A 12,975-nucleotide genomic window follows, 5' to 3' on the forward strand; every position below is an offset into this window, starting at 1 on the left:
ACGGTTTTGCGATGACGGCGATTGCCTTTCACTTCAACGCGCCCGACAAGCTGGCCTATGCCTGCCGCCTGCTGCGCAAGGCGGTGGGGTCGGGCGCCAAGGTGGTCGTGACCGGGGAGGGCGGGGTTTTGGCCCGCCTCGACACGGCGCTTTGGACGTTTTCGCAGCTCGACTTTGTGCCCCACGCTACGGACCGCGCCCCGCGGGATGTTTTTGACAACTCCCCGGTGGTGCTGACGACGCAGCTGGATGTGGTACCGCACAAGCAGGTGCTGCTGAACCTGGGGCATGTGGTGCCGGCCGGTTTCGATGGCTTTGAGCGCGTGATCGAGGTCGTGAGCCTGGATGACGAGGACCGGGCCCTGGCACGGCAGCGCTGGAAGCATTATGCAGCGCTCGGCTACGAGATTGAGCGCAAGGATCTGGTGTTGAAGGAGTCTGCCTGATGCAAGCCCCCCCGCGTGTTCCCCCTCGTTTTGTACCCACTCTGACCGAAGTGGTGGTTCCCACTGTCGCGCTGGAAACCCCGCAACCGGTGCGAGAAGAAGATGCTGTCGCGGTGGGAATGCTGCCGGAACTGCCTGCAGTTGCAACGCCCATTTATGGTGCAAATACCAGCGCAGAAGCGGTGCATCCAGACCCTGTTCAGGCCGCTACCTTGGCGGCCGAGGCGCTGGAAGATCAAATTATTCACCGCGTGATGCAGCGCGTAGACCTGTCGCTAGAGCGACGTTTGCAGGACGCGATTGCCACCATGGTGTTGCAACAAACGCAATCACTTGTACCGCGGCTGCGTGAAGAAATCGAATTTGTCGTGCGCCAATCGGTGTCGGATGCGGTCGCTGATGAGCTGGCAACCCGCAGCCCACCTTGATTTAGAGCTAAAGCATTTGTGTGAAGACCGAACAAGCTGACGCTTTGCTGACAGCTTGGATGACGGCAGGGATTTAGCTTAATTAACAAAAAGCAACAATCTGCCGACCCCGCGCCTACCCCTATGTTGTAGGCCCGGAAATTGCGCTATTGTCACGCTCGTGAATTTTGTGCATTCACGGAGTGATAACTCTTAAGCCATTTTCTAATCGGAGTATTTATGCAAATGAAGTTGAAACTGACCGTCGCAGCTGCTATCGCTGCTGTTGCTGGCATGGCCTCTGCACAAGACGTGCAAGTGGTCAAGATTGGCCACGTCGGCCCGGTTTCTGGTCCTCAGGCCCACTACGGCAAGGACAATGAAAATGGTTCGCGTATGGCTATCGAAGAGCTGAATACGCAAAACATCGTCATCGGTGGCAAGAAGATCAAGTTCGAACTGCAAGCCGAAGACGACGCTGCTGATCCAAAGCAAGGCACGGCTGCTGCACAAAAACTGTGCGACGCTAAAGTTGCTGGCGTGGTGGGCCACTTGAACTCGGGTACCACCATTCCCGCTTCCAAGGTCTATAACGACTGCGGCATTCCTCACGTGACGGGCGCGGCAACCAACCCCAACCTGACGAAGCCTGGCTACAAGACCACGTACCGCATCATCGCCAACGACAACGCTCTGGGTGCTGGCCTGGGCTTTTACGCTGCTGACGCACTGAAGCTGAAGAAGGTTGCCATCATCGACGACCGTACCGCTTACGGCCAAGGCGTGGCAGAAGTGTTCAAGAAAACGGCTTTGGCCAAGGGCTTGACCGTGGTGGACGAACAGTTCACGACCGACAAGGCTACCGACTTCATGGCGATCTTGACCGCCATCAAGTCCAAGGCTCCGGACGGTATCTTCTACGGTGGTATGGACCCACAAGCTGGCCCCATGCTGCGTCAGATGGAGCAACTCGGCATGTCGAACGTCAAGTTCTTCGGTGGCGACGGCATCTGCACCTCGGAAATCGCCAAGCTCGCTGGCGGCGCCAAGACCCTGGAAAACGTGATCTGCGCTGAAGGCGGCGCTTCGTTGGCCAAGATGCCTGGCGGCACCGCTTGGAAAGCCAAGTACGACGCCAAGTACCCAGGCCAATTCCAGGTTTACAGCCCCTACACCTACGACGCAACGTTCCTGCTGGTCGACGCTATGAAGCGTGCCAACTCGGTCGATCCTAAGGTCTACACCCCTGAGTTGATCAAGAGCAACTACAAGGGCGTGACCACCACGATCCAGTTCGAACCTAACGGCGAACTGAAGAACCCAGCTATTACCTTGTACGTGTACAAGGACGGCAAGAAGACCCCTCTGAACTAAGCTCTCGCTGAAGTTTGGGTCTTTCCCAGAAAGCCACCGTAAGGTGGCTTTTTTCATGCGGATGTGGGCTTTGATTGAACCTCAGAAGAGGCGCATCGACGGGCTCAGGTCAGCAATATAGAAGCGTAGAAGCGGAAATGAAAAAAGCCCTAGAACTTGCGTTCTAGGGCTTTTAAACCATCACTGGCTGTGTTTGTTGGATGAAGCAAACACACATTTGGCGGAACAGGCGGGATTCGAACCCGCGGAGGGCTATTAACCCTCACACGCTTTCCAGGCGTGCGACTTAAACCACTCATCCACCGTTCCTGAGCCTACGATTATAGCAGTCAAAGTCGCGCGTTTCGGGTTGGCGCCGCATGTCTTTCAAGATCTTCCAGTAAAACGAACTCCAGCGCCTTCATGTGTGTCGATTCAAGTACCACCAGTGGCGCACAGCCCGCTTCCAATGCTTCTTTCCAGCGGTTCGCACACAGGCACCAGCGGTCGCCCGGGCGCAGGCCGGCAAAACGGTAGCTCGGGCGGGGTGTGGAAAGGTCGTTGCCACGCAGGGCCGAAAACGCCAGGAACTCGGCGGTGACCTTGACGCAGATGACATGCGCGCCCGTGTCTTCATCGCTGGTGCTGCAGCAGCCATCGCGAAAGAAGCCGGTGAGCGGGTCGTAAGAGCAGGGGACAAGCTCAGACCCTAGTACGTTGTGATCCATGTTGGTTCCTTGAGAGAACGTGATGTAACGTGACCAAACTACCGGCCCCAAAGCGAGATGAGCGAAATGAACTGCGGTCGAAGGCTCAATTGGCTTTGCCGGTTTGCAGCATTTTCATCGCAGAAGTGACTAGTGCGGAAACTTCCGTCATGTTACTGGGCACGATCAACGTGGTCGATGCATCTGCTGCGACTTTGCCATAGGCTTCAACGGCTTTTTCGGCCACTTTCAACTGCACGGCCTGCTCGCCACCGGGCTGGCGAATAGCGTTGGCCACCACTGCGATGGCTTGGGCCGTGGCTTCGGCCACTGCGGTGATGGACGCCGCCTCACCTTGCGCGTTGTTGATGGCGGCTTGTTTCTCGCCTTCAGAGCGCGCAATAAAGGCTTCCCGTTCGCCAGTGGCGATGTTGATCTGCTCTTGGCGGCGGCCTTCAGAGGCCGCGATCAGCGCGCGCTTCTCGCGTTCGGCGGTGATCTGCGCCTGCATAGCGTGCAGAATTTCTTTGGGCGGCGTCAGGTCCTTAATCTCGTAACGCAGCACCTTCACGCCCCAGTTGAGCGCCGCCTCGTCAATGGCTTGCACCACTTGGGCGTTGATGATGTCGCGTTCTTCAAATGTCTTGTCGAGTTCAAGCTTGCCGATCACGCTGCGCAGAGAGGTCTGTGCCAGTTGCGAGATCGCCATGATGTAGTTCGACGAACCGTAGCTTGCGCGCATGGCGTCGGTCACCTGGAAGTACAGAATGCCGTCGACCTGCAGTTGCGTGTTGTCCCGCGTAATGCAAACCTGGCTCGGAATGTCGAGCGGAATTTCTTTCAGGCTGTGTTTGTAGGCCAGCCGGTCGATGAACGGGACGATGAAGTTCAAGCCCGGCGTCAACGTGCCGTGGTACTTGCCCAAACGCTCGACCACCCAGGCGTTTTGCTGTGGCACCACCTTCACGGAGCGGCTGATAAAAATAGCGGCAATGACCAAAATAACGACAGCAACTTCCATCTCACGCTCCTCTTTCTGTTTTTGAATTTGCCGGGGGCTCCCAGCGCTCGGCGGTTATGGCGACGTTGAATAAGTTTTCTCGGATGGCCGCGCCCTGGAATGGGAGGGACTGCTAGGCGTAAACCGCAGCCATAGCTTGTGCTATGGCGAGGATTTACAACGCCGCAGGCTGCCCATTCCAGGGATGCGGGCGCCGGGAGAAACTTGTTCAGCGTTGCCTTATACCTTGTCGACCAATAGCCGGTTGCCCACTACTTCTACTACGCGGTAGTTGCCAGGGCTAGGGGAGGTAGATGGATTGCGCAGCGCCACCGTCCAATGTGCTCCACGGTACGACGTGCTGCCGGTGCCGTCGGGCTGCCAGGCGTTCACGTAGACGGACGCACCGATGTCTTGGTTGACGTCGGGGTTGGCGCTGGCTGGCGGAGCGGTGGTGTTGCGCCGTTTGCGTACGTAGTAGCACGCCATCACTGCACCGCCGCCCACCACTGCGGCAACCAGCACCTGGGCAGTGAGCCCTATGCCCGCGTAGCCCACCAATGCGGCAGTGGCAAAGCCCAGTGCCAACATCAGCAAATAAAACGTGCCGGTGACCAATTCAAGGCCTACGGCAACCCCGGCGATCAGCCACCAGATTGTGGTTTCCTGCATCTGCATCTCCTCTGTTTTGTCTTGAGTACACCACATTGTGGAGGCGCTAATTTCGCATCGCCAAAGCACGTTCACAAGAATTCCTTACACTTCGCGCCTGTTTTTGTTTTTATCCCCCCTTTGGCCGGAGGCCGCCCATGAAATTTCGCTTCCCCATCGTCATCATCGACGAGGACTTTCGCTCTGAAAACACGTCGGGTCTGGGCATTCGCGCCCTGGCACAGGCGATCGAGAGTGAAGGCTTTGAGGTGCTGGGGGTGACCAGCTATGGCGATTTGAGCCAGTTTGCCCAGCAGCAAAGCCGCGCCAGCGCGTTCATCTTGTCGATTGACGACGAAGAGTTCACCCAAGGGCCCGACTTGGACCCCGCAGTGCTCAACCTGCGCCACTTCATCGATGAAGTGCGCCGCAAGAACCTGGACGTACCGATCTACGTGTATGGCGAGACGAAAACCTCGCGCCATATGCCGAACGATATCTTGCGTGAGTTACACGGCTTCATCCACATGTTTGAAGACACGCCGGAGTTTGTGGCGCGTCACATCATCCGTGAAGCCAAGTCGTATCTGGAAGGCGTGCAGCCGCCGTTCTTCAAGGCGCTGCTCGACTATGCGGAAGACGGTTCGTACTCGTGGCACTGCCCCGGCCACTCGGGCGGCGTGGCGTTTTTGAAGAGCCCTGTGGGCCAGATGTTCCACCAGTTCTTTGGTGAAAACATGCTGCGCGCCGACGTCTGCAATGCCGTGGAAGAACTCGGCCAATTGCTCGACCACACCGGCCCGATTGCAGCCAGCGAGCGCAACGCCGCGCGCATCTTCAACGCCGACCATTGCTTCTTCGTGACCAACGGCACCAGTACCAGCAACAAGATGGTCTGGCACCACACGGTGGCGCCGGGCGATGTGGTGGTGGTGGACCGCAATTGCCACAAGTCGAACCTGCACGCCATCATCATGACCGGCGCGATTCCGGTGTTCTTGAAGCCTACGCGCAACCATTTCGGCATCATCGGCCCCATTCCGAAGAGCGAGTTCGAGCCCGAAGCCATCAAGGCGAAAATCCGTGCCAACCCGCTGCTCAAGGGGGTTGATGCTGACAAGGTGAAGCCGCGCATTCTGACGCTGACACAAAGCACCTACGACGGCGTGCTCTACAACACCGAAACCATCAAGAACATGCTTGATGGCTACGTGGAAAACCTGCACTTCGACGAAGCCTGGCTGCCCCACGCCGCGTTCCACCCGTTCTATGGCACCTACCACGCCATGGGCAAGAAGCGCATTCGCCCCAAGCATGCGGTGGTGTACTCCACGCAGTCCATCCACAAGCTGCTGGCCGGTATCAGCCAGGCCAGCCATGTGTTGATCCAGGACTCGCAAAACGTCAAGCTGGACCGCCACCTGTTCAACGAAGCGTATCTGATGCACACCAGCACCAGCCCGCAGTACAGCATCATCGCCAGCTGCGATGTGGCCGCCGCCATGATGGAGCCGCCCGGCGGCACCGCGCTGGTGGAAGAAAGCATTGCCGAGGCGCTGGACTTCCGCCGCGCCATGCGCAAGGTGGACGAAGAGTACGGCGACGACTGGTGGTTCAAGGTCTGGGGACCCGACAAGCTGGTGGAAGAGGGCATTGGCCGCGCCACCGACTGGATCATCAAGGGCGAATCGAAAACCAATGCCAAGGCCAACTGGCACGGCTTTGGCAAGATGGCGGCTGGCTTCAACATGCTCGATCCGATCAAGTCGACCATCGTCACGCCCGGCATGGACCTGAACGGCAAGTTTGCCAAGACCGGCATCCCGGCCAGCATCGTCACCAAGTTCCTGGCCGAGCACGGTGTGGTGGTCGAGAAGACCGGCCTCTACAGCTTCTTCATCATGTTCACCATCGGCATCACCAAGGGCCGCTGGAACAGCATGCTGACGGCGTTGCAGCAGTTCAAGGACGACTACGACAAGAACCAGCCGATGTGGCGCATCCTGCCTGAGTTCTGCCAGCAGAACCCGCGCTACGAGAAGATGGGCTTGGCCGACCTGTGCCAGTACGTGCACAACCTGTACGCCAAGTACGACATCGCGCGCCTAACCACCGACATGTACCTGAGCGACCTCACGCCAGCCATGAAGCCCAGCGACGCCTACGCGCAAATTGCCATGCGCAAGACCGAGCGTGTGGAGATCGACAACCTGGAAGGCCGCATCACCGTGGGTCTGGTGACGCCATACCCACCGGGCATTCCGCTGCTGATTCCGGGCGAAGTTTTCAACAAGAAAATTGTCGACTACCTGAAGTTCTCACGCGAGTTCAACCGCCAGTGCCCGGGCTTTGGAACCGACATCCACGGGCTGGTGGAAGAAGAGGGGCCAGATGGTACGAAGCACTACTTCGCCGACTGCGTAAAACCCTGATTAGCTATTGTTTCGGTAGCTGTAGGCGCTTTCTTACAAAGGGAAAGCGCCTATTTGACGTTTGCGCTTGCTTGCAAGTAAAGTAGGGCAAGCGTTGTGGAAACGAGTTGTAAAAATACTTCTATCAAACAATCAGTCTCGTTACGGGTTTGGTGCAGTTGCTCTCGGTGAGCCAGGCATCCATCTCACCTGCTCAGGTTTCTTCTTCAACGCCCACTGGTGTGCTGTTTCGGTCCGTTGTTTGGCATTTTCCAAACTGCGAGTCCAAGCCGCTTCACCAGCACGTGGTTCGGGCGGTCGGTGATGCAAATTCAGCAAAGCGCCCCTGTGCTGCGTGTTCCATGTAAGGAGACGACATGACGGGTTCGAGCGTGGATCGGCGAGGTCGTTGGCGCATGTTGGTGCCTCTCCTCACGCTGCTGGCGGGTGGATTGATCGTGCTGGCCATGGGTTACCTGCAGCGTACACAAAGCGCAACTTATGACGCCAGCGTGGTCAAGGTGCGCGACTTCCGCGTGGCGCGACTCGACTTCAGTTTGTCCATGCTCCGGTTGGGATGGCTGGATGCACCTCAGGACAATGGGCGTGTGGTCGATGAAATCGCGATTCTGCGCAAGTCGCTGGATCGCGTTACTGCAAGCCTCAAGGCGTTTGGTGGTGACCCTGATGGCATGGCAGTTGCAGTCTCGACCTACGGCAATGAATTTCTGCAGCAGTTGCCACAGGCGGAGATGAACATTGCTAACCTCAACGCCGAGCAGTTAGAGCAGTCGTACTTGGTGTTGGAAGCGGCGATGAACCGTTTCGACAGTTACCAAGCCAAAGAGGTTCGCAGTCTGATGGCCGATCAGCGTCAGCAGTTCGACTTCGCCGTTGGGGCCGCGCTGGTGTTGTTGGCGGTCATGGGCTTCTTTGTTTACCGCGATCAACGGCGTCTGACCTCTGCCGAAACCAGCGTGCGTGAAAACGCCAACCAGCTCAAGCAGATGATCGAGATCTTGCCGCAGTTGGTGTGGAGCAGTGATGCCACCGGCGCCTGTGACTTCCTCAGCACGCGCTGGACCGCATTTTCCGGTGTGCCGGCCGAGCGCTTGATGGGCGATGGCTGGCTGCAACTGGTGCACCCGGACGAACGCGAACAGATGCGCGAGCGCTGGTCCCGCCAGGTGCTCGCGGGCGATGATTTCATCACCGAATACCGCATGCGTCGGCACGATGGTGTTTACCGCTGGTTCGACGTGCGTGCCGGCATGGTGTACGACGCGCAAGGCCGCGTGCACAAGTGGTTCGGCACCTGCACGGACGTCACCGAGCGCAAGGAACTGGAGGTTGGACTGACCGAACATCGCGATCAGCTCGAAGCCCAGGTGGAACAGCGAACGGCCGCGCTGGTGTCGGCACTCGAAGAACGTAGCCAGGCGCAGCACCAGGCCGAGGCGTTGATCGTTCAGCTCAAGGCGGCTGAAGACTTCATGCGGCTCATCGCCGACAGCATTCCCGGGCGCATTGCTTATTGGGGCCAGGACATGCGCTGCCGCTTTGTGAACCGCGGCTATGGCAAATGGTTTGGACTGGAAGAGACCGACATTCTGGGCAAGAGTGTCATGGAACTGCAGGGCGCAGAATATTTTGAACGCATGAAGCATCGTGTGCTTGGCGCACTGGCTGGCGAGGTGCAGGACTTTGAACGCGAAGAGTTCAGCCAACAGGGCGAACGCGCGGTGACCCGCGTCCAGTACCTGCCCGATTGGCGTGATGGCAAGGTCGAAGGTTTCATCGTGCTGGCCACCAACATCACCAGCCATAAGCGTGCTGAGGAGCAATTGCAGTTGAGCAATGCCCAACTGGCCGAGGCGCGTGACCGGGCCGATTCGGCCAACCGCGCCAAGAGCAATTTCCTGGCAAACATGAGCCACGAAATCCGCACGCCGATGAACGCCATTCTGGGCTTGACCCACATGCTGCGCCGTGATGTGGACGACCCGACCAGCCAGGCGCGTCTCACCAAACTCTCCAGCGTGGCCCACCACCTGTTGCAGATCATCAACGACATCCTGGACCTGTCGAAGATCGAGTCCGGCAAGCTCACGCTGGAGAAGGTCGATTTCTCCCTCGACGCCTTGCTCACACGCACCTGCACCATGGTGCTTGATGTGGCACGCGAGAAAGGCTTGGAAGTGGTGCTCGACACCGGCCAACTGCCCGACCGCCTCAACGGCGACCCCACGCGCCTGATGCAGGCCTTGCTCAATCTGCTGAGCAATGCGGTGAAGTTCACCGAGCGTGGTTCTGTGCTGTTGCGTGGAGAGCTGTTGTCGCGTGATGCCGAGGGTCTGATGATCCGCTTTGAAGTGCGCGACACCGGTATCGGTATCGACCCGGAGGTATTGCCCCGGCTGTTCAGTCCGTTCTCGCAAGCCGATGGTTCGAGCACCCGGCGCTACGGCGGTACCGGCCTGGGCTTGACCATCACGCGCCACATTGCGGAGCTGATGGGTGGAGCGGCTGGCGGCGAGAGCCTGCCCAGCCGTGGCAGCCGCTTCTGGATCACTGTGTGCCTGCAGCCGGCCGACCGCAACGACCCTATCGGCGTGCCGGTACTGGAAGGCCTGCGCAGCCTGGTGGTCGACGATCTGCCGGAGGCCCGGGTTGCCTTGGTGGAAATGTTGCGTGCCTTGGGCATGCGTGCCGATGCGGCGGAAGACGGCGAAACGGCCGTCAGCTTGGTGGCCGATGCGTTGGCGCAGGACGACCCCTATGCCGTGGTGCTGATGGACTGGGCGATGCCCGGCATGGACGGCATAGAGGCTGCGCAACGGATCCGCACGACGGCCCATCCGGTGCCGGCAATGGTGCTGGTGTCGGCGCGCGACAAAGAGGAACTGCAGCACCTGGCCGACGATGCCGGTTTTGGTGCCTTCATGCTCAAGCCGGTGACGCCATCTTTGTTGCTCGACTGCTTGATGCATTTGTTGAAGAAAGCCGGCCACACACCGCCACTACTGCGCAGCGTGGAGTCCATGGAGGCGGCCCTGCGCGAAAAGCACCGCGGTGCCCATGTGCTGTTGGCCGAAGACAACCCGGTGAACCAGGAGGTGGCCACCGAACTGCTGCAGGCGGCCGGCCTGGTGGTCGATATTGCCGACGATGGCGAACAGGCCGTGCGCATGGTGCGTCGCGGCTCTTATGACCTGGTGTTGATGGATGTGCAAATGCCGCGCATGGATGGCCTTCAAGCCACCGAGTTGCTGCGCCAAGACCCCAAGCTGGCGGACTTGCCGATCATTGCCATGACGGCCAACGCCTTCAGCGAAGACCGGCAGGCTTGCCTGGATGCAGGGATGAACGACCACCTGGCCAAGCCGGTGGATCCACGCATCCTGCACGATGCACTGTTGCGTTGGCTGCCGGTGCGCGCACGCATTGCGGCCCCGTTGCCATCGGGCATCGTGGTGCCTGCAGCGCCTGTGCCGCTGACGGCGGCCGAAGTGCTGGCTACCATCGAGGGACTGGATCTGACCGTGACGTACGAGCAGTGTGCAGGCAAACCAGAACTCGCGGTGCGTGTACTGAAGCAATTTTTGGCGCACTACCGCAACGCCGGCGCAGCGCTGATGGACCATTTGCAGACCGGCGAACTGGAGGACCCGCGCCGCAAACTGCATTCACTGCGCGGGGCATCTGGGGCGGTAGGTGCGGTGTCGATCTTCGAGGCGGTGGAAACGCTGCAAGCGGCCATTAAAGCCGACGAACCTCTCGAGGTGTTGTTGTCGCTTGGAGAAGTGCTGCGTGAAAGGCTCGATCGCTTGATCAACTCGTTGTCGAATGCACTGAGCGCGTGATCAAGAGATGAAAACCAAAGGTGCAGTGATGCCCTTGTTGCCGATGGCAGGGTCAACCAGCTCGGCTTGATCGGTTCAGGCGTTGCGCGCTAACGCTTGTTCAAACTGCTCAGGCGGCAATGGCTTGCTGAACAAATAGCCCTGGCCGTAGTCACAGCCCATGGCGGTCAACAAGTCGCGTTGTTGCTCGGTTTCAATGCCTTCCGCCACGACCTTCAAGCCCAGCTTGTGCGCCATCACGACCATGGCTTCGGACAGCGCCAAATCGCTCGAATCGGGGGCCAGATTGCTGACAAACGACCGGTCGATCTTCAGGATGTCCAACGAGAAACGCTTCAGGTACGACAGCGATGAATAGCCTGTGCCGAAATCGTCGATTGCCACCTGGATGCCGGCGTCGCGGTAGCTGCGCAGGCAGTCGTCTATGGCTGGCGTGGAGTTCAGCAGCAGGCCTTCGGTGATCTCCAGCGCAATCGCCTCGCCAGGCAAGCCCAGCTTGCACAAGTGCGCGATCCAGCCTGCAGCGTGGTTGTGGGTGCGGCTGAACTGCGCTGGCGATTTGTTGACGCTGACTTGCAACGTCGGCGCCAATTCGGCGCGCCACTTGTGGGTCCAGGTAGCGGCTTCCCGGAACACCCAATCGCCGATATCCTGGATGAGGTGTAGCTCTTCTGCCAATGGGATGAACTCTGCGGGGCTCACGATGCCGCGCTTGGGGTGGTTCCAGCGCACCAGGGCTTCGGCCTTGACGATGCGGCCCGTCGCCAATGACACCAGCGGTTGGAACTGCAGGCAGAACTGGTTCTCGGCCACGGCCGCACGCAACTCTTTCGCCATCAGGGCACGCTGTTGAGCAGCGCGTTGCAACGCCGGCGTGAAGAAGTCGAACTGGTTACCGCCCCGGTGGCAAGCCGAATACATGGCCTGCTGCGCGTTTTGCAGCATCCCATCGCTGGTGCCGACATCACCAGGGTAGACGGTGATGCCGATGCTGCCCGACATGGCCAGCATGGCTGTGTCGATTTCGTAGGGTTGTGCCAGACGCTGCAAGATGTTCTGGGCGACTTGGCCAGCGCGTTCTGCGCCGTCATGGCCGGTCAGCAATGCAACAAAGCAATCGTCTGCGATGCGTGCAACCGTGTCGGTCGAACGTACGCTGCGCACCAGGCGCTGGGCCGCTTCACGCACCAGGCGCTCGATCAGGCCTTGGGCATAAGCTTCTTTCAAGCCGTCGAAGTTGTCCAGATGCACGGCCAGCACTGCCACCGTGCACTCACCGGCATCAGCCTTTTTGCATTCTTGCGTCAGGCGGTCGCACAACATGTTGCGGTTCGGCAATTGGGTTTGGCTGTCAAAATTGGCCTGACGCCAGATCAAGGCCTCAGATGCCTTGCGTGTGGATTGGTCGGTAAACAAACTCACGTGGCGCTGTACTGTGCCAGCGGCATCCCGTACCGTGAGGATGCTGAACCAGCCAGGGAACGACTCGCCTGACTTGCGCCGACTCCACACTTCACCCTGCCAGTGGCCATCCGTCTCCAAATGGCGGCGCAGCTCGCGGTAAAACGAAGGGCTATGGTGTGGTGAATGCAGCAGGCTCGGCTCAACGCCAATCACATCGTGGGCGCTATAGCCGGTGATATGGGTGAAGGCCGGGTTGATCGAGACAATGCGGTTCTGGGCATCGGTGATCATCATGGCCTCGGTGCTGTGGGCGTAGACCAATTCGGCCTGTTTGCGATCAACATCGGCCTGGTCTTGGACGGTCATCACCGAATCAACCGTGCCGAAAACCGAATCTTGCTGCGAAGGCTGCTGTGTCACGCGGTCCAGCCAGGTGGAAGCCATGAAGTCTGTACCGCTGCGCGCCACGCTACCCAAAGCACGTTGCCCGGGCAAGCCAAAGCGAAGGAGTTCCTGGGCGTTTGGGTTGGATTTGATCGGCATGGCTGGCTCCTATCGTTCGGTAGAAGTATTGGAGCACCGGCCCTTTGTTCAAATGTGATCGAAGTGTGTCGCCATGCCGGGCTCAAAGACCATCTCGGAACACGAGGTTTGCAGCGATGACGCATCCTCGCTGATGACACGCTCACCGGCTAACCTCGTCAGAAAACTATATGCATAGATCTGAATTTTT

General features: G+C 59.0%; 9 protein-coding genes and 1 tRNA gene. 5 read left to right on the top strand and 5 right to left on the bottom strand.

What is annotated here, in order from left to right:
- Positions 1 to 11: 11 nt before the first annotated feature.
- The 3 genes from ACPWMG_RS13090 to ACPWMG_RS13100 all read left to right on the top strand — a co-directional run bounded on the left by ACPWMG_RS13090 (position 12) and on the right by ACPWMG_RS13100 (position 2,227).
- Complete coding sequence (locus ACPWMG_RS13090) at positions 12 to 446, top strand: DNA polymerase III subunit chi (protein WP_483305072.1); 435 nt, start codon at positions 12 to 14, stop codon at positions 444 to 446.
- Complete coding sequence (locus ACPWMG_RS13095; RefSeq protein ID WP_483305073.1) at positions 446 to 874, top strand: hypothetical protein; 429 nt, start codon at positions 446 to 448, stop codon at positions 872 to 874. Before ACPWMG_RS13090 ends, ACPWMG_RS13095 begins: the two co-directional genes overlap by 1 nt.
- 219 nt (positions 875 to 1,093) lie before the next feature.
- Positions 1,094 to 2,227: a branched-chain amino acid ABC transporter substrate-binding protein gene (locus tag ACPWMG_RS13100; protein WP_483305074.1), complete on the top strand. Its 1,134-nt coding sequence runs from the start codon at positions 1,094 to 1,096 to the stop codon at positions 2,225 to 2,227.
- 218 nt (positions 2,228 to 2,445) lie between these two features.
- Here ACPWMG_RS13100 and ACPWMG_RS13105 read toward each other — a convergent pair.
- The 4 genes from ACPWMG_RS13105 to ACPWMG_RS13120 all read right to left on the bottom strand — a co-directional run bounded on the left by ACPWMG_RS13105 (position 2,446) and on the right by ACPWMG_RS13120 (position 4,585).
- Positions 2,446 to 2,536: transfer RNA gene (locus ACPWMG_RS13105), tRNA-Ser, on the bottom strand.
- 20 nt (positions 2,537 to 2,556) lie between these two features.
- Positions 2,557 to 2,934: a DUF2237 family protein gene (locus ACPWMG_RS13110; RefSeq protein ID WP_483305075.1), complete on the bottom strand. Its 378-nt coding sequence runs from the start codon at positions 2,932 to 2,934 to the stop codon at positions 2,557 to 2,559.
- 85 nt (positions 2,935 to 3,019) lie between these two features.
- Positions 3,020 to 3,934, bottom strand: coding sequence for an SPFH domain-containing protein (locus ACPWMG_RS13115; protein ID WP_483305076.1), 915 nt, complete (start codon positions 3,932 to 3,934; stop codon positions 3,020 to 3,022).
- Positions 3,935 to 4,153: 219 nt separating this feature from the next.
- Positions 4,154 to 4,585, bottom strand: coding sequence for an NfeD family protein (locus tag ACPWMG_RS13120; RefSeq protein WP_483305077.1), 432 nt, complete (start codon positions 4,583 to 4,585; stop codon positions 4,154 to 4,156).
- Positions 4,586 to 4,722: 137 nt separating this feature from the next.
- Here ACPWMG_RS13120 and ACPWMG_RS13125 point away from each other — a divergent pair, with 137 nt between their 5' ends.
- Together ACPWMG_RS13125 and ACPWMG_RS13130 are read left to right on the top strand one after the other, a co-directional pair.
- Entirely contained in the window at positions 4,723 to 6,996 is a 2,274-nt protein-coding gene (locus ACPWMG_RS13125) for an Orn/Lys/Arg family decarboxylase (RefSeq protein ID WP_483305078.1), read from the top strand.
- A 395-nt stretch (positions 6,997 to 7,391) separates the two neighbouring features.
- Positions 7,392 to 10,838, top strand: coding sequence for a response regulator (locus tag ACPWMG_RS13130; protein WP_483305079.1), 3,447 nt, complete (start codon positions 7,392 to 7,394; stop codon positions 10,836 to 10,838).
- Positions 10,839 to 10,913: 75 nt separating this feature from the next.
- Here ACPWMG_RS13130 and ACPWMG_RS13135 read toward each other — a convergent pair whose 3' ends face one another.
- The gene (locus ACPWMG_RS13135; RefSeq protein WP_483305080.1) at positions 10,914 to 12,785 is read right to left on the bottom strand and encodes a putative bifunctional diguanylate cyclase/phosphodiesterase; all 1,872 of its coding nucleotides are present in this window, start codon (positions 12,783 to 12,785) and stop codon (positions 10,914 to 10,916) included.
- Between the last annotated feature and the right edge of the window lie 190 nt (positions 12,786 to 12,975).

The sequence above is a fragment of the Hydrophilobacter chitinilyticus genome (assembly GCF_049860745.1).
In the GTDB taxonomy this organism is placed as follows: domain Bacteria; phylum Pseudomonadota; class Gammaproteobacteria; order Burkholderiales; family Burkholderiaceae_C; genus Rhodoferax_B.

Bases quoted from the DNA above. Each gene is read 5' to 3' on its own strand.
- ACPWMG_RS13090 (WP_483305072.1), top strand. From the start codon at position 12: ATGACGGCGATTGCCTTTCACTTCAACGCGCCCGACAAGCTGGCCTAT.
- ACPWMG_RS13095 (WP_483305073.1), top strand. From the start codon at position 446: ATGCAAGCCCCCCCGCGTGTTCCCCCTCGTTTTGTACCCACTCTGACC.
- ACPWMG_RS13100 (WP_483305074.1), top strand. From the start codon at position 1,094: ATGCAAATGAAGTTGAAACTGACCGTCGCAGCTGCTATCGCTGCTGTT.
- ACPWMG_RS13110 (WP_483305075.1), bottom strand. From the start codon at position 2,934: ATGGATCACAACGTACTAGGGTCTGAGCTTGTCCCCTGCTCTTACGAC.
- ACPWMG_RS13115 (WP_483305076.1), bottom strand. From the start codon at position 3,934: ATGGAAGTTGCTGTCGTTATTTTGGTCATTGCCGCTATTTTTATCAGC.
- ACPWMG_RS13120 (WP_483305077.1), bottom strand. From the start codon at position 4,585: ATGCAGGAAACCACAATCTGGTGGCTGATCGCCGGGGTTGCCGTAGGC.
- ACPWMG_RS13125 (WP_483305078.1), top strand. From the start codon at position 4,723: ATGAAATTTCGCTTCCCCATCGTCATCATCGACGAGGACTTTCGCTCT.
- ACPWMG_RS13130 (WP_483305079.1), top strand. From the start codon at position 7,392: ATGTTGGTGCCTCTCCTCACGCTGCTGGCGGGTGGATTGATCGTGCTG.
- ACPWMG_RS13135 (WP_483305080.1), bottom strand. From the start codon at position 12,785: ATGCCGATCAAATCCAACCCAAACGCCCAGGAACTCCTTCGCTTTGGC.